General features: G+C 74.5%; 15 protein-coding genes. 12 read left to right on the plus strand and 3 right to left on the minus strand.

The features are described from left to right. Positions 1-37 precede the first annotated feature (37 nt). The 5 genes from QK442_RS20290 to pcaB all read left to right on the plus strand — a co-directional run bounded on the left by QK442_RS20290 (position 38) and on the right by pcaB (position 7,594). A complete protein-coding gene (locus QK442_RS20290; RefSeq protein ID WP_282695407.1) occupies positions 38-835 on the plus strand; it encodes a thioesterase domain-containing protein in 798 nt (265 codons plus the stop codon). 338 nt (positions 836-1,173) lie between these two features. Next, the gene (locus QK442_RS20295) at positions 1,174-2,931 is read left to right on the plus strand and encodes an acyl-CoA dehydrogenase (protein WP_282695408.1); all 1,758 of its coding nucleotides are present in this window, start codon (positions 1,174-1,176) and stop codon (positions 2,929-2,931) included. A 59-nt stretch (positions 2,932-2,990) separates the two neighbouring features. Beyond that, the gene (locus tag QK442_RS20300; protein ID WP_282695409.1) at positions 2,991-3,800 is read left to right on the plus strand and encodes a 4'-phosphopantetheinyl transferase superfamily protein; all 810 of its coding nucleotides are present in this window, start codon (positions 2,991-2,993) and stop codon (positions 3,798-3,800) included. Positions 3,801-4,208: 408 nt separating this feature from the next. Then, a complete protein-coding gene (locus tag QK442_RS20305; RefSeq protein WP_282695461.1) occupies positions 4,209-6,182 on the plus strand; it encodes an FAD/NAD(P)-binding protein in 1,974 nt (657 codons plus the stop codon). Next, entirely contained in the window at positions 6,179-7,594 is a 1,416-nt protein-coding gene (gene pcaB / locus QK442_RS20310; RefSeq protein WP_282695410.1) for a 3-carboxy-cis,cis-muconate cycloisomerase, read from the plus strand. Before QK442_RS20305 ends, pcaB begins: the two co-directional genes overlap by 4 nt. A gap of 42 nt (positions 7,595-7,636) precedes the next feature. On the opposite strand, the gene QK442_RS20315 is transcribed toward pcaB, so the two are convergent. Beyond that, positions 7,637-8,608, minus strand: coding sequence for a hypothetical protein (locus QK442_RS20315; protein WP_282695411.1), 972 nt, complete (start codon positions 8,606-8,608; stop codon positions 7,637-7,639). 341 nt (positions 8,609-8,949) lie between these two features. Here QK442_RS20315 and QK442_RS20320 point away from each other — a divergent pair, with 341 nt between their 5' ends. Further along, positions 8,950-9,813, plus strand: coding sequence for a helix-turn-helix transcriptional regulator (locus tag QK442_RS20320; RefSeq protein ID WP_282695412.1), 864 nt, complete (start codon positions 8,950-8,952; stop codon positions 9,811-9,813). Beyond that, positions 9,810-10,055 carry a DUF397 domain-containing protein gene (locus tag QK442_RS20325; protein ID WP_282695413.1) on the plus strand — a complete coding sequence of 82 codons (246 nt, stop codon included), beginning with the start codon at positions 9,810-9,812 and terminating at the stop codon, positions 10,053-10,055. The genes QK442_RS20320 and QK442_RS20325 overlap by 4 nt, the downstream gene beginning before the upstream one ends. A 71-nt stretch (positions 10,056-10,126) precedes the next feature. Here the strand turns inward: QK442_RS20325 and QK442_RS20330 are convergent, their stop codons facing one another. Beyond that, a complete protein-coding gene (locus QK442_RS20330) occupies positions 10,127-10,747 on the minus strand; it encodes a helix-turn-helix domain-containing protein (RefSeq protein WP_282695414.1) in 621 nt (206 codons plus the stop codon). A gap of 36 nt (positions 10,748-10,783) precedes the next feature. Here QK442_RS20330 and QK442_RS20335 point away from each other — a divergent pair, with 36 nt between their 5' ends. Both QK442_RS20335 and QK442_RS20340 read left to right on the plus strand, forming a co-directional pair. Beyond that, entirely contained in the window at positions 10,784-11,119 is a 336-nt protein-coding gene (locus QK442_RS20335; protein ID WP_282695415.1) for a rhodanese-like domain-containing protein, read from the plus strand. A 138-nt stretch (positions 11,120-11,257) separates the two neighbouring features. Then, entirely contained in the window at positions 11,258-12,628 is a 1,371-nt protein-coding gene (locus QK442_RS20340; RefSeq protein ID WP_282695416.1) for an FAD-binding oxidoreductase, read from the plus strand. 168 nt (positions 12,629-12,796) lie between these two features. Here the strand turns inward: QK442_RS20340 and QK442_RS20345 are convergent, their stop codons facing one another. Further along, complete coding sequence (locus tag QK442_RS20345) at positions 12,797-13,804, minus strand: helix-turn-helix transcriptional regulator (protein WP_282695417.1); 1,008 nt, start codon at positions 13,802-13,804, stop codon at positions 12,797-12,799. Between the two features lie 211 nt (positions 13,805-14,015). Between QK442_RS20345 and QK442_RS20350 the strand changes: the two genes are divergently transcribed. The 3 genes from QK442_RS20350 to QK442_RS20360 all read left to right on the plus strand — a co-directional run bounded on the left by QK442_RS20350 (position 14,016) and on the right by QK442_RS20360 (position 15,162). Next, entirely contained in the window at positions 14,016-14,306 is a 291-nt protein-coding gene (locus QK442_RS20350) for a hypothetical protein (RefSeq protein ID WP_282695418.1), read from the plus strand. A gap of 164 nt (positions 14,307-14,470) precedes the next feature. Then, the gene (locus QK442_RS20355; protein WP_282695419.1) at positions 14,471-14,644 is read left to right on the plus strand and encodes a hypothetical protein; all 174 of its coding nucleotides are present in this window, start codon (positions 14,471-14,473) and stop codon (positions 14,642-14,644) included. An 80-nt stretch (positions 14,645-14,724) separates the two neighbouring features. Continuing rightward, positions 14,725-15,162 (plus strand): transposase, encoded by a 438-nt coding sequence (locus QK442_RS20360; protein ID WP_282695420.1) that lies wholly within the window; start codon positions 14,725-14,727, stop codon positions 15,160-15,162. Positions 15,163-15,286: the final 124 nt, after the last annotated feature.

Here is a 15,286-nt window from a genome sequence, read left to right on the forward strand (position 1 = left end):
TCACGTGTCGGCACAGCTTCCAGGAGGAGGGCGACGGATGGCTTCCCTGACGGCGGTCGACGGGGCGGTGGGGCGGCGGGTACGGCTCCACTGCCTCGCTCACGCGGGCGCGGGCGCGTCCAGCTACCGCCGCTGGCCCGCGGCGGTCGGTCCCACGGTGGAGGTGGCGGCCCTGCCGCTGCCCGGCCGGGACCGCCGACGGCGCGAACCGCGCGTCACCGACCGCCCCGGGCTCCTCGGCGACCTGCTCGGGCCGCTCCTGGAGACGGCGCGCTCCGGCCCGTACGCGCTGTACGGGCACAGCCTGGGCGCGCTGGTCGCCTACACGCTGACCCGGGCACTGGCCGACGAGGGGGCGCCCCCGCCCCTCTTCCTCGCGGTGGGCGCCTGCCTGCCGCCGCACGCCACGACCGCCCTGATGAGCGCGGCGGACGCCCCCGTCGAACAGTTGCTCCCGCTCCTCGGCGACCTCGGCTCGCTGCCGAAGGGGACCACCGACCCCGGGGGGCTGTGGCACCGCTCCGTCCTGCCCGTGCTCCGTGACGACCTGCGGCTGGCCAAGGCCCTGCGGCAGGCGGCCCTGGACCCCGCCACCGGCGGCCCCGTGAACGTCCCCCTGCTCGTCTTCGCCGGCAGCGACGACCCGCTGGCCGTCCCGGCCGCGCTCCAGGAGTGGCGGCGGTGGACCACCGGGCCCGTCACCGCGCGCACCCTGACCGGTGACCACTTCTTCGTGGGGGACGAAGCGCTGCCCGCCCTGGTCGGCGAGGCATGCCGGGAGCACCTGTCCCGTACGCCGGCCGCCGGGACCCGTACCGCCGCCGGCGCGCGGTGAGCCGGGGCCGCCGGGTCGAGGCGCGCTCCGGCGGGGTTCGAGCCGGGCACGAGCCGTTCAGGACAGGGTCGTCGGCACGACCGCCGACCGAGGCGGACCCCGGTACCGCCCGCCGACGGCCCGACGCGTGGCGGACGGACGTGCCGGCGTGAGGGACGCCGGCACGGCGGACCACCGTCCCCGTACACGGTGGTCCGGGCCGGCCGCGTCACCGAACGAGAAGGGTGTGGAAGATGCCGGATCGGCCGGACCTGTCTGTCCGTACCGCGGTACGCCCCCCAGCACGTCCTCGGCCCGGTCCGCTCCCTGTGGACGCGGCCGGGACCACCCGGACCCCCGTGCCGGACCCCCACGCCCCGGCACGGGACACCTCCTCCGCGCCGCGGGCCGCCGGACCGCCGCGGGACACCGAGCCCCCGCGGGCCGCGCGGCTGGAAGCGGCGCTCGGGGATCCGTTCGACCCCGACAACCCGCACGGGCACCTGGCGCTGCTGCGCGCCGACGAGGCCCGCGAGGTGCCCGAGGCCACCGAGGCGCTGCTCGCGGAGGCCGGGCTGGCCGCCGAGTTCGTCCCCCACGACCTCGGCGGCCGGCTCACCGGCCTGGAGGAGCTGGCCCGCGTCCTGCGCCCGCTGTTCCGCCGCGACCTCGCACTCGGCTACGGCTTCGGCATCACCTCGCTGTTCGCCGCCTCGTCGGTGTGGACCGCCGGGAGCGAGGACCAGCGGCGCTCCCTGGCCCGTGTCCTGCTCGGCGGCGGCCGTGTCACGATCGTGCACCGCGAGGTCGCCCACGCCAACGCCATCCTGCGCGACGAGATGCGTGCCGAGCCGCGCCCCGGCGGCGGCTGGCTGGTCGGCGGGCGCAAGGACGTCGTCATCAACGCCCACCGCGCGGACGCCTTCGTCATGTACGCCCGTACGTCGGACGGGGACGGCCCCCGCAGCCACTCCGTGCTGGTCCTCGGCCCCGACGCGCCGACCGCCGGCGAGGTGCGCCGCCTCGGCCGGGTGACGATGCCCGGCATGCGCGGGGCGCACTTCTCCGGCCTCGAACTCGACGGCGTGGCCCTGCCGGACGACGCCCTGGTCGGCGCCGCCGGCGACGGGGTGTCGCTGGCGCTGCGCAGCTTCCAGACCAGCCACTGCCTGATCCCCGGCACCGTGCTCGCGGGCGTGGACAGCGTGCTGCGGCTCGCGGTGCGGGCGGCCACCGAGAACCGGCCCGACGGCCGGCCCTCGCGCCGCGGGCGGAAGGTGCTCGCCGGGGTCTTCGCCGACCTGCTGGCCTGCGACGCCATGGCGGTGACCGGTCTGCGGGCGATGAGCCTGATGCCCGAGCAGTCGTACCTCCTGGGCGCGGCCGTGAAGTACACGATGCCCGACCTGCTGCGCGAGGACCTGGAGGAACTGGCCACCGTGCTCGGCGGTCGCGGCTACGACCGCGGACCCCTGTACGGGGGCTTCCAGAAGCTCACGCGCGATCTGCCGGTGGCCGGACTGGGGCACGCGGGCACCGCCGTCTGCCAGGCGGTGATCGTGCCGCAGCTGCCGGCGCTGGCCCGTACGGCCTGGTTCCGTACCGCGGAGCCGCCGGCCGCGCTCTTCACGCCCGGGGCGCCGCTGCCCCTCTTCGACCACCGGCGGCTGGCCCACTCCAGTACGGACGACCTGCTGACGGCCACCCTCGTCGGGGTCGCGGGCCGGCTGGAGGGACACACCGGGCACGGCTCCCCGCACGCCGCGCTGGCCGCGCTCGCCCGGGCCTTCGTCGAGGAGCTGCGGACGCTGCGCGTCCGCTGCGCCACGCTCAGCGGGGTCTTCGACCCGCAGGCCTGCGCCCTGGCCGACCGCTACGCGCTGGTGCTCTCGGCCGCCGCGGTGCTGGGGCTCTGGGAGGCGCGGGCCGCGCACGGCGACGCGTTCCTCGGGGACCCGGCGTGGGCGGTGCTCGCACTCAGCCGCATCGGCCGCCGGCTCGGCGTCCGCGTGGTGGACCCGCCGGACGGGACCGTCGAGGCGGTGCTGGAGGAGGCGCTCGACCGGTGCCGGCAGGGGCGCAGCCTCGACCTGTACGGGACGCGGCTGGCGGGCTGACGGGCCTTCGGACGCAGGACGTGCCGGGGCGGCCGGCACGACGGTGCAGGGAGGTGACGATGAATCAGGTGACGTGCGCCGTGCCGGTGCACGTGCCGCGGCCGGACGGGCCGTGGCACCGGGTACGGGAGGACCTGGCGGAACTCGGCAACGCGGTGGCCTACACGACGCGGACCGAATGGCTGCCGAACGTCCTGACCACCGCCCGGCTGCGCGAACTGCTGGGCACGGACTGGGACCGGTACCGCCGTACCCCCGACCCCGCCGTCCGCTACCGCTTCGCCGCCGCCCGGCTGCTCGTCAAGTACACGGCCGGGGCGGCCCTCGGGACCGATCCGGAGCACCTGGACCTGTCCTACCGGCTCGGCGGACGCCCGTACCTGCGCGGCTTCGACCAGATCGAGCTGAGCCTGTCGCACACCGGGGACCTGATGGCCGTGGGGCTGAGCCGCACCGGCCGGATCGGGGTGGACGTGGAGCCGTCGGACCGCACCGTCCGCCTCGACCTGCTGAAGGAGCAGATCCTGACCGCCACCGAGGCGGCGGAGCTCGCGGAGCTGCCGGAGGCCCGGCGGGTGCCGCACGCGGTGCGGCTGTGGACGCTGAAGGAGGCGTACACCAAGGCGCTGGGACAGGGGTTGCGGCTCGGCTTCAAGGAGTTCGGCTTCGGGCGGGACCTGGAGCTGCACGCTCCGGACGGCAGCGCCGCCACACACGGCGAGTGGGGCTTCGCCACGCACGAGGTGCTGGGCCGGTACCTGGTGAGCATCGCCTGCCACGACGCCGGCCTGTGCACCGCGGACGACACGTCCGCCGGGACCATGCTCGACCAGGGGTTCCTGTCGGCGATGAGAACGAACGGGGGGTGACCTGGGGCGCCGTCCCCCCCCCCGGCGCCGCGGCCGGCCCCGCCGTGGCCCCGGCCGGGCGGAAGGCGCCCGGCCGGACCGGGACCGCTTTTCCACCCGGGCCCGAGCCTCGGCCGAGCGCCGGGACAGACCGTTGCGACACACCACCACGGCCCCTGGGGAGCGGGCCGGACCGGCACACCGGCGACGCCGGCGAGGCCCGGCCGTCCCCTGTCTCCTGAGCGGAGTGTCCTTGTGAGCAGCGGACGCGTGACCTCACCCACCTCTGAGGCGGCAGGCTTCCGGCCCGGGAGTCGCGGTCCGGCCCGGACCGGCCCCGCACAGGGCGCGAAAAGGCTGCCGCGGGCCAGGGAAGCGGCCCCCTCCCCGGCCGAGGCCGAGGCCGAGCGGGGAACCGCCGGGAAGCGGATGGAGGTGTGCCTGGTGGGCGCCGGGCCGCGCGGTCTCTCCGTACTGGAACGGCTCTGCGCGCAGGAGCGGAAGTCCCCCCGCTGGGACCGCCTCACCGTGCACGTCGTGGAGCCGGATCCGCCGGGCGCCGGCCGCGTCTGGCGGCCCTCGCAGTCCCGGCACCTGCTGATGAACACCGTGGCCTCACAGGTCACCGTCTACACGGACGCCAGCGTCACGATCGAAGGACCGCTGGAGGAGGGCCCGAGCCTCTACGAGTGGGCCAGGGCGCTGGACGCCGGCGCCCCGTACGACGACGAGACCCTCGCCGAGGCCCGTGACCTGGGCCCGGACGCGTACCCCACCCGCTCCCTGTACGGCCACTACCTGACCTGGGCGTTCGGGCAGGTCGTCGCGAACGCGGCCGCGCACGTCGACATCCGCGTGCACGCCTCGCGCGCCGTCGCCCTCGACGACGCCGACCCCGGCACCGGCCCCGACGGGGCGCAGACCGTGCTCCTGGAGGACGGCACCCGGCTGACCGGCCTCGGCGCCGTGGTGCTCGCGCAGGGCCACGTACCGGTCCGGCCGACCGGCACGGAGCGGGCCCACGCCGAGTACGCGGCCCGGCACGGGCTGACCTACATCGCGCCGGGCAACCCGGCGGACGTGGACCTGTCGGGCGTGGCCCCGGGCGAGACCGTGCTGCTGCGCGGGCTCGGTCTGAACTTCTTCGACTACATGGCGCTGTTCACGCACGCCCGCGGCGGGGTGTTCGAGCGCGTCGACGGCCGCCTCGTGTACCGGCCCTCCGGCCGCGAGCCGCGGCTGTACGCCGGATCCCGGCGCGGCGTGCCGTACCAGGCGCGGGGCGACAACGAGAAGGGCGCGCACGGCCGTTACCACCCGCGGCTGCTGACCACCGGGTTCGTGGCGGAGCTGCGCGCGCGGGTGAGCGGCGGCGAGCCGATCCGCTTCGGCGCCGAGCTGTGGCCGCTCGTCTCCAAGGAGGTGCGCGCCGTCTACTACGAGACGCTGCTGGCGCGGCGCGCGGAGCCGGACGAGGTGGCCGCGTTCTCGGCCGCGTTCCTGCGGGCGGAGGAGGGCGAGGCCGAGGAGCGGCTGCTGGCCGCGGCCGGTGTCGACGAGGGCGAGCGGTGGGACTGGGACGGTGTCGTCCGTCCGTTCGGTGAGCGCGTCTTCCCCGACCTGGCCGCCTTCCGCGCCTGGCTGCGCGACTACCTGGACGAGGACGTGCGCAGAGCCCGTGAGGGCAACGTCAGCGGGCCGTTCAAGGCCGCTCTGGACGTGCTGCGGGACCTGCGCAACGAGCTGCGTCTGGCCATCGACCACGGCGGTCTGGACGCCGGCTCCCACCGTGACGAGCTGGACGGGTGGTACACGCCGCTCAACGCCTACCTGTCCATCGGCCCGCCGGCCTCCCGCATCGAGGAGATGGCCGCGCTGATCGACGCGGGGGTCCTCGACGTGACCGGTCCGGGGCTGCGGGTGGCCGTCGACGAGCACGACCCGGAGGGCCCGGCCTTCGTCGGTACCTCCGAGGGCGTCGCCGGTCTGCGGGTGCGGGCCACGGTCCTGGTCGAGGCCCGGCTGCCGGAGATCGACGTCCGGCGTACCGCCGATCCGCTGATGGAAGGGCTGCTGCGCACCGGGCAGGGGCGGCCCCACCGCGTCGCGGGGGCGGACGGCTCCTCGTACGAGACCGGCGGCCTGGCCGTGTCCGAGCGGCCGTACCGTCTCCTCGACGCCCGGGGGGTGCCGCATCCGAGGCGGTTCGCGTACGGGGTGCCCACGGAGTCCGTGCACTGGGTGACCGCGGCCGGCATCCGGCCGGGTGTGGGCTCGGTGACGCTGGAGGACTCCGACGCCGTCGCGGCGGCGGTGCTGGCGCTGGCGGAGCCGTCGGCAGGTGCGGTCAGGACGACGGCTCCGCCGGCCCCGGCCCGCTCGGCCAGGGAGGTGGCCGCATGAGCCCCGCCCCCCTGTACCGCCCCGCCGGGACCGACACCGGCCTGCTGTCCCCGGTCCGGGCCGGCACCCCCGTCGAGGCCGCCGTCGACGACGCGGCCTGGGTGCGGGCGATGCTCGACGCGGAGGCCGCGCTGGCCCGCGCCCAGGCACGGTGCGGCACCGTCCCGGCCGCCGCGGCCGCCGCGATCACCGCCGCCGCCCGGGCCGCGGACTTCGACGTACGGGAACTGGCGCTGGCCTCGCGGGAGACCGCGAACCCGGTGGTGGGCCTGGTCAAGGCGCTCACCGCCCGCGTCGCGGCCCACTCGCCGGAGGCGGCCGAGTACGTGCACCGCGGTTCCACGAGCCAGGACGTCTTCGACACCGGCGCGATGCTGGTGGCCACCCGCGCCCTGCGCCTGGTCATCGCGGACCTCAGGACCGTGGCCGACACCCTGGGGGTCCTGGCCGCCGACCACCGGGACACGGTGATGGCGGGCCGTACCCTCGCCCTGCACGCCGTGCCCACCACCTTCGGACTGAAGGCGGCGGGCTGGCGCCAGCTGGTCCTGGAGTCCGCCGAGCGCCTGGAGCGCCTTGAGCGGGGCGGGCTGCCGGTGTCCCTGGGCGGCGCGGCCGGCACCCTGGCGGGCTACCTCCAGTACGCGGGCGACGGGGCCGACCCGGCGGCCGTCCTGGCCGAGCTGGTGGCCGCCTTCGCGGACGAGACGGGGCTGGGCGCACCGGTCCTGCCGTGGCACGCGCTGCGCACGCCCGTCGCCGACCTCGGCGCGGCCCTCGCGCACACCGCGGGGGCGCTGGGGAAGATCGCCGTCGACGTGCTCGTCCTCACACGTACCGAGACCGGGGAGGTGGCCGAGCCGGCGGTGGCCGGGCGGGGCGCCTCCTCGGCGATGCCGCACAAGCGCAACCCCGTGCTTTCGACGCTGATCCGCTCGGCCGCCCTCCAGGTCCCGGCCCTCGCCGCCGTCCTCGCGCAGTGCCTGCCGCACGAGGACGAGCGGTCGGCCGGCGTCTGGCACGCCGAGTGGCAGCCGCTGCGCGAGGCGCTGCGGCTGACCGGCGGGGCCGCGCACACCATGGTGGAGCTGGTCCGCGGACTGACGGTGCACCCCGAGCGGATGGCGGCCAACCTGCGGGCCACCGGCGGGCGGATCGTCTCCGAGCGGGTCTCCGCCCTGCTCGCCCCGAGGCTGGGCAGGACAGCCGCCAAGGAGCTGCTGACCCGCGCGTCGGCGGAGGCCGCCGGGACCGGTCGGCCACTGGCCGCGGTGCTGGCCGGACTCGACGAGGTACGGGAGGCCCTGTCGCCCGAGGAACTCGCGCCGCTGCTCGACCCGGCCCACTACACGGGCATGGCCGGCCCCTTGGTCGACCGGGCACTGGCGGCCTCGGGGCAGTCCCCGGCATGACCGTGACCCCGGCCGGACCGTCGGCCGGGGCACCCGCCGCCGTCACGGGAGGAGCGCGAGGATCAGCCGTCCCGGGATCAGATAGAGGGTGGCGGCCGCGCTCACGACGAAGACCGGCAGCGAGACCAGGACGGTGAGGGGCAGCCGCAGGACGGCCCAGGGACCGAGGACCTTGCCCCCGCCCTTGCCCTTGCCCTCGCCCGCGCCCTCGCGGCCGCGCAGGTACCAGACGCGCCGGTACGGCAGGGGTCTCACGGTGGGGCCGCTCACCTTCCGCACGTGCTCGTACCGCCGCCCGGCGACGTCGGTGACGACGTGGACGTCCTGGTGGCCCGACGAGTTCTCCTCCGAGCGGTCGAAGGCCGCGCGGGTCCGGTGGCCCCGGCGGACCAGCGCCCACAGATCGGCCGCCGACGAGAAGAGGTAGAAGCCCGACATGCCCGCGAAGCCCACCGGGATGTAGCCCGCGGCGAGGTAGGCGACCGCCCACATCACGTCGCCGAGGGCGAACAGGACGACCGGGTACCCGAGGAGCACGGCCACCATTCCCGGCACCGCCAGCCTGCCCCAGTCGAAACGGTCGCGCGGCGACGGCGACGCCGCCAGGGCCGGCGGGCGCCGCCCGGGGTGCCCGCTGGCGATCGGCAGCGAGCCCTCGCGCAGGCGCACCTCGTCCGCCGCGCACACCGGGACGAGGCGCCGCGTGCCACCGGCGGGCGTCCACGGCACCTCGGCGGCCGACGGCCCGTGCCGGGGGTCGAAGAAGCAGAGCGGAAGCCGCGCGGGCAGCGGCCGGCGCCTCAGACGGGCCTCCAGGCAGGCCATGGCGTACCGGCCGTCGTCCAGCTGCCGGAGGACGTCCTCGCGGTCGTCGTGGTTCAGGGCCCGGCCGGCCGCCTCGTACGCGTCGAGGGCGCGCGCCCAGTCCGCCACCACCTCGGGCGGCGTCCCGGGGCCTTCCGGCCGGAAGGGGTGGGCGGCGAGCAGCTCACCGAAGGCCGTCACCTCGGCCACGAGTCCCGGATCCTGCTCCGCCCTCTGCCTCCTGCGGTTCCGCACGCTTCCTCCCCCGGTCCCGTCGCGTGGCCGTGGCCCCCGCCCCATGCTCCCCGCGCACCCGACGGCCCACCATGCCGCCGACCGGCAGGATGGCCCCGCGCTCGTTTCCGGGAAGCGGACCGGGCGTGCGCCCGGGGCGTGGGTGGCGGGCGGAGCGCGTACTCCGGCGCGTACTCGCTTGGAGGGGTGGAGATTTCCGGCTTCCCGACACCGAGGCCGGGCCCCGGCCGTACGCTGACCAGCAGCGACGCTTCGACGCTGAGTAACTGTACGGGTACGCCAAGAAGGCGGTACGGATGACGGTGAAGGAAGGCGGGCGGCCGGAAAAGCCCGTCGAGATCGAGGGTACGGCGCACTTGTTCAGGGCGCTGGGGAAGATCATCAAGACACTGCGCACCAACGCGGGCCTGAGCCAGACGGAGTTGGCCGCGCAGCTGCACTGCAGCGAGGACCTGATCTCCGCGATCGAGAGAGGGGTACGCAGCCCACAACCGGACTTCCTGGTGCGGGCCGACCCGGTCATCAAGGCCAGGGGCATCCTGGTGGCCGCGGCGGAGGACGTACGGGAGGCGCTGTCGCGGGCGCGGGTACGGCACCCGGACTGGTTCCGGAGCTTCGCGGCGGCGGAGGCGGAGGCGGTGGCGCTGCACTACTACTCGCCGCAGGTCGTCTCAGGCATCCTCCAGACACACGCGTACGCGGAGGCCGTCTTCCGGCACCGCCGCCCGCTCTACGACGAGGAGCAGATCGAGAAGCGGCTGGCCGACCGGCTTTCTCGTCAGGACATCTTCGAGAAGCGGCCCGCCCCGACCATCAGCTTCGTCATCGAAGAAGCGGTGCTCCAGCGCCCGATGGGCGGCCGGGATGCCTTCCGGGAGCAGGTCAAGCGCCTCATCGAGGTCGCCGGCCTCCGGAACGTCCACCTCCAGGTCATGCCGAGCGAGCGGACCGAACACCCAGCATTGGAAGGCGAGTTCATCCTCCTCACGCTGAAAGGACAGCGGGAGGTCGCGTACATCGAAAGCTACGGCCACGCCCGCCTGTTCACCGGCCTCGAAGAGGTGCGCACCTACACCGAGCGGTATGGAATCATGCGCGCACAGGCACTCACGCCACTGGAGTCCCTGGAGTACCTCAAGCAACTGCTGGGAGAGCTATGAGCACCGCAGATCTGGCCTGGTTCAAGAGCAGCTACAGCGGCGGCGAGGGTGGTGCCTGCATCGAGGTCGCCTACGACTGGCGCAAGTCCAGTTACAGCGGCGGCTCGGGCGGCGAGTGCGTCGAGGTGGCCGCCCACCCCACCACCGTCCACGTCCGTGACTCCAAGGTCCCCCACGGTCCCCAGCTCGCCGTCTCCCCCGCCTCCTGGGCCGCGTTCGTCGAGGACGCCTCCCGGGTGTGAGCACGAGGGAACCGCCCGGCCGCGCACAGCGGCCGGGCGGTTTTTTCATGCCCTTCGCGCCCCGAGGGCCGTCACATCGCCCGTCGGGCGAGGCGGAGGAGGCCGGTACGCAGCCGCTGTTCGCCGAGTTCGGGGAGGAGCGCGGCGACGTGGTCGGCGGCGAGGGCGGCGAGGAGGGCGTGGGCGGTCTGCTCGGGGTCGGGGTCGGGCGTGGCCGCGAGCAGGATCGTCACGTGACGGTGCCAGAAGCGGTAGGCGCCGATGCGGTACCGGGCGCCGGGGGAGGCCGTCTCCGACATCCGGACCAGGGCCAGGTGTTCCAGGAGGTAGTCCAAGTAGGCGTCGACGAACGCGGCGAGGCGTTCGTCGGCGGGGGCGCCGGGGCCGAGGGGGGCCGGGCCGCGCAGGATCGCCTCCTGGAGGACGCGTTCGCGGGCGTCGAGGAGGGCGACGGCGAGGCCGGCCTTGTCGCCGAAGCGGCGGAAGAGGGTGCCCTTGCCGACGCCGGCGGCTGCGGCCACCTGGTCCATCGACACGGCCTCGACGCCGTGCTCGGCGAAGAGCCGGGCGGCGGCCTCCAGTACGGCGGCCCGGTTGCGGGCCGCGTCCGCGCGCTCCTTGGGGGGCGGCGTACGCAGGAGCTCCAAGGGGATTGCGGAACCGGACTGCGGTCCGTTAACGTCGTGAGTCACAACAGGACTGTAGTCCGATTCTCTTGGAGGGGACACATGACCGCTCTCATCACACGGGACGAGCTGGCGGCGGCGATCGAAGCCGGCACGGTGACGGTCGTCGACACGCTCGGCGGCGCGTACTACGCCCAGCAGCACCTGCCCGGCGCCCTGCCCCTGGCCCCGGCCGACGTCGACGCCCAGGCGGCCGCCCTGCTGCCCGACCGCGAGGCCGCGATCGTCACGTACTGCTCCAACCCGGCGTGCTCCAACAGCGGCCAGGTCGCCGACCGGCTCACCGCCCTCGGCTACACCAGCGTCCGCAAGTACCGCGAGGGCATCCAGGACTGGGTGGAGGCCGGTCTGCCCACGGAATCCGCCGTGTCCGCCTGACGGCGAGGGCCGAGTCGAGGCCAGAGTCGAGGCCCGAGTTGAGGGCCGACCCCATCGGCGTAACCTGAAATCGCGGCCTGGATCAGGCCAGGCCAGGGGGCGGGCACCTGCGCAGTGGGGGCGCGAGGAGCGACGGCCATGGCCAAGGCGACGATCGAGCGGTTGCGGGAACAGGTGCGCGGAGAGGTCGTCACCCCCGACAGCGAGGGGTACGACGAGGCCCGCACGGTCTACAACGCCATGATCGACCGGCGCCCCGCCGCCGTCGTGCGGTGCGCCAACGCCGGTGACGTGAGGGCGACGGTCGGCTACGCACGGGACAACGGGCTCGATCTGGCCGTGCGCGGCGGCTCGCACAGCGTGCCCGGCTTCGGCACCTGCGACGACGGCGTGGTCGCCGACCTCTCCGGCATGCGGGGGGTCAGGGTCGACCCCGGGCGGCGGACGGCGCGCGCGGAGGGCGGCGCCACCTGGGGCGACTTCAACGCGGCCACGCACGCCTTCGGCCTGGCCACCACCGGCGGGATCATCTCCACGACGGGCGTCGGAGGCCTCACCCTCGGCGGCGGCATCGGATACCTGGCGCGGGGCCTCGGACTGAGCTGCGACAACCTGGTCTCGGCGGACGTGGTGACGGCGGACGGGAGGTTCCTCGTCGCGAGCGAGGAGGAGAACGGCGACCTGTTCTGGGCCCTGCGCGGGGGCGGCGGCAACTTCGGCGCGGTGACCTCGCTGGAGTTCCGGCTGAGCCCGGTGAAGGACATCTACGGAGGGCCCATCCTCTTCGAGCTGGAGGAGGCCGGCACCGTCCTGCGCGCCTTCCGCGAGATCATCGCTGACGCGCCGGAGGAACTCGGCGGGTTCCCCGCCTTCCAGATCGCCCCGCCGCTGCCGTTCATCCCGGCGGACCGGCACGGCGACACCTTCGTCCTGATCGTGGCCTGCTGGGCCGGGCCGCCGGAGGAGGGAGAGCGGGCGGTCCAGCGCTTCCGCGACATCGCCCCGGTGGTCGCGGAGCACGTGGGCCCCATGCCGTACCCGGCGCTCAACAGCGCCTTCGACGCCCTGGTGCCGCCCGGCCTCCAGCACTACTGGAAGGCCAACTTCGTCACCGAACTCACCGACGACGCGATCGCCGCCCACCTCGAACACGCCCCGGGGCTGCCCGCCGTCAACTCGACCGTGCACATCTACCCCATCGACGGCGCCTGCCACCGCACGGCACCGGACGCCACGGCCTTCGCCTACCGCGACGCGAACTTCGCCACCGTCATCGCCGGAATGTGGCCGGACCCGACCGCCAACGAGGCCAACACGGCCTGGGTACGCGCCTACTACGAGGCGACCGCACCGCACTCGGAGGAAGGCGGCTACATCAACTTCATGGCCGGCGACGACCAGGACCGCATCAGGGCCAACTACCGGGACAACTACGACCGCCTGGTCGAGGTCAAGAGGGCCTACGACCCGGACAACCTCTTCCACGTGAACCAGAACATCAGGCCGTAGCCGATCTCGCCGCGCCCCGGCGACGTCTCTCCGGGGCGCGGCTGCCCTCACCGGTTCGCCCCACCACCCGAGACACTTCCTTGACCCGCGGGGACGTCACCGCCCTATCGTCGGGGGCCTGTGGCGGAGGGAAGGTGAAGGACCATGCGCGGCGGAGCCGGTGGCGCGTCAGAGCGGCGGCTGCGAGAGGTAGCCGCTCTGGACGGCTCGCATCCCCGCCTGGAAGCGGCTTTTGGCGCCCAGGCGGGTGAGGAGGCCGGTGATCACGCGGCCCACCGTCCGGGTGGAGACGCCCAGGCTGTGGGCGATGGACTCGTCGGTGCGTCCCTCGGCCATCAGCCGCAGTACGGCGAGCTGTTGGCGGGTGAGGGCGTCGGGTTCGCAGGCCGCGGAGGCGGTCGGGCCGAGCGGGGTCGCCGTCTCCCACATGTGCTCGAAGAGCGTCACCAGCAGGGAGGTCAGACCGGGGCTGGTGACGAGGGCCGCCGCGGCCGCCGTGTTCCTGGCGTCCACGGCCACCAGCGCGCTGTGCCGGTCCACGATCGTGAGGCGGTTGGGCAGCACGGGTCTGGTACGGACGTGGGCCCCCACGCCTTCCAGCCAGTTGGCGTACTCCCAGGCCCGGTTGTCGTGGCGGATGCTGTCCAGGTAGATGGTCCGCATGACGATGCCCTGCTCGACGTTCCGCAGGTTCAGCGGACGGGCCGCCTCGATGCTCGCCTCGGACATCGACGAGTCGGGCGCGAGGCACAGCACCTCGGAGCGGGTCCCGGCGGACAGCAGCTCGATCTGGTCGCGGATCGCGTCGATGCCCTCCAGGTAGCGGACTCCGGACTTGCCGGAGTCGTGCGGTGAGGAGTCGGCTATCTCGGCCATCAGCTCGACGACGGCGGCCCTGGTGGCCTCCATGCGCTGCTGCTGGGCGGCGAGTTCGGCCTGCTGCCGGGCGTGGAGGAGCTGGAGGGCCAGTCGCGGGTCGATGGGCCGGCCGTGCTCGGGATCGGTGTCGCCGCCCCGCAGCAGGGCCATCTCGCTCAGCAGGGCCAGCGACCGGCGGACCTCGTCCGCGGACAGGCCGAGCCGCTGCGCCAGTTCCTGAACTCCGTCCTGCGGGTTGGCCAGTTTGCACCGGTAGACCGATGCGGTCACCTCGTCGAGTTCCAGCCGTTCGAGCATGGCCGCCCACTCCCCCCTGAATGTTTCACGCCATCGCGGGTCACCGGACCCGCGTACGAGCGTCAGGCTAGTCGGGCCGCCCCGCCCGTGACGGGCCCGTGATCATGAAAGTGGGCGGAGTTTTCTGGCTGATCCGACGAAAACGGGGCACGGGGAGAAACGTGCGCGTCCCGTTTCCGGGCAGAACACGGCAATGAATCGGGAGGATTCCATGTACCTGGTGCACCTGCGCCTGAGGGCCCCGGCCGGGGCCCCCGAGCTGCCGGAGGGCCTTGAGGACGCCCTCCGCGCCGCCGAACCGGCAGTCGAACTCGTCATCCGGCACGAGCGCCCCGACGCCGCCCCCGTCCTCGGTTTTTACCTGCGCGCACCCGACCTCGACACCGCCGAACGGCTGGCCGCGACGGCCTGGTACCTCGCCGTCCGCGACCGGCCCGCCGTCCACGCGTGGACCCTCCTCAAGGCCGAGGTGCCGCTGCTGCTCATCGACGAACCGGCCTGATCCGGCGCTCCCCGATACCGCCGATCACCCCGCCGGAGCCCGCCCTGTCGTATCCCCGACATGTCGCCTCCAGGACAGCCTGAACCTCTTCTCACCCCTCTCACCTGCGACAACACTGGTTCCTGTCAGCAAGCAACGTCGCAACTTCTCGGGGGAATCCGGTCATGCTCAGCCGTCTCAAGGCCACCACGCTCGTCGCCGTCACCGCCACCGCGCTCGTCGCGGGAGCGTTCACCGCCGCCGGTGTCCTCGCACCCGCCGGGGCCGACAGCGTGACGTACCAGGCCGACTGGCGCTGGGACTCCGCTCCGGTCGACATCGAGGGAGCGGACAGCTGACCGCCGGCCCGCTCGTCGGGAGCCGGCAGCGGCCACGGACCGGTCCGAGGCCCTCCCACCCGGCCCACCCGGCCCGGCCGGTGGGACCCGATCGAGCCACCGTCTTCCTCCTGGCGCCGGGAACCGGCCGCTTCTCGTGGCTCGCGCCGATGGCGCTCTGGCCGCTCGCACGTCACCTGCTCCCCGCCGACGCGATCCGTCTCCAGGGCGGCGGCACCCGCCGGGCGGACGAGGAGGCCGTGTTCGCCGCCGTCCTCTACGTCCTGGTGAGCGGCGAGTCCTGGCGCGCGCTGCCGAAGAGCTTCCCGGTCTCCTGGCAGAACGCCCACCGGCGGTTCGGCCAGTGGTGCGAGGAGGGCCTGTGGGTCCGGATGGCGGAGACCGCCCGGACCGCGCCCCAAGTCCCCCCGTCCGTACGGGAATGGGCCGATCGCATCGCCGAGACGGCCCGGTCCCGCCGCGCGGAGCCGCCGTCCCCGTACCCCGTGAACCCGTACCCCGTGAACCCGGACGTCTGAACCCGGACGCCTGAAAGCGGACGCCCCCTCACCGGTCGGCGCCGCCCCCCCTGCTCTGTCATGCCCTGATCACGCCCGCGCGCCCCGGCGCGTGGCCGTGTCACCCCGTGCTTCGTCCTTCCCT

Source organism: Streptomyces sp. CC208A (assembly GCF_030010625.1).
In the GTDB taxonomy this organism is placed as follows: Bacteria; Actinomycetota; Actinomycetes; order Streptomycetales; family Streptomycetaceae; genus Streptomyces.

Coding starts and splice junctions, on each gene's coding strand:
- QK442_RS20290 (WP_282695407.1), top strand. CDS start 38: ATGGCTTCCCTGACGGCGGTCGACGGGGCGGTGGGGCGGCGGGTACGG.
- QK442_RS20300 (WP_282695409.1), top strand. CDS start 2,991: ATGAATCAGGTGACGTGCGCCGTGCCGGTGCACGTGCCGCGGCCGGAC.
- QK442_RS20325 (WP_282695413.1), top strand. CDS start 9,810: ATGAGCACCGCAGATCTGGCCTGGTTCAAGAGCAGCTACAGCGGCGGC.
- QK442_RS20340 (WP_282695416.1), top strand. CDS start 11,258: ATGGCCAAGGCGACGATCGAGCGGTTGCGGGAACAGGTGCGCGGAGAG.
- pcaB (WP_282695410.1), top strand. CDS start 6,179: ATGAGCCCCGCCCCCCTGTACCGCCCCGCCGGGACCGACACCGGCCTG.
- QK442_RS20320 (WP_282695412.1), top strand. CDS start 8,950: ATGACGGTGAAGGAAGGCGGGCGGCCGGAAAAGCCCGTCGAGATCGAG.
- QK442_RS20355 (WP_282695419.1), top strand. CDS start 14,471: ATGCTCAGCCGTCTCAAGGCCACCACGCTCGTCGCCGTCACCGCCACC.
- QK442_RS20345 (WP_282695417.1), bottom strand. CDS start 13,804: ATGCTCGAACGGCTGGAACTCGACGAGGTGACCGCATCGGTCTACCGG.
- QK442_RS20335 (WP_282695415.1), top strand. CDS start 10,784: ATGACCGCTCTCATCACACGGGACGAGCTGGCGGCGGCGATCGAAGCC.
- QK442_RS20350 (WP_282695418.1), top strand. CDS start 14,016: ATGTACCTGGTGCACCTGCGCCTGAGGGCCCCGGCCGGGGCCCCCGAG.
- QK442_RS20305 (WP_282695461.1), top strand. CDS start 4,209: ATGGAGGTGTGCCTGGTGGGCGCCGGGCCGCGCGGTCTCTCCGTACTG.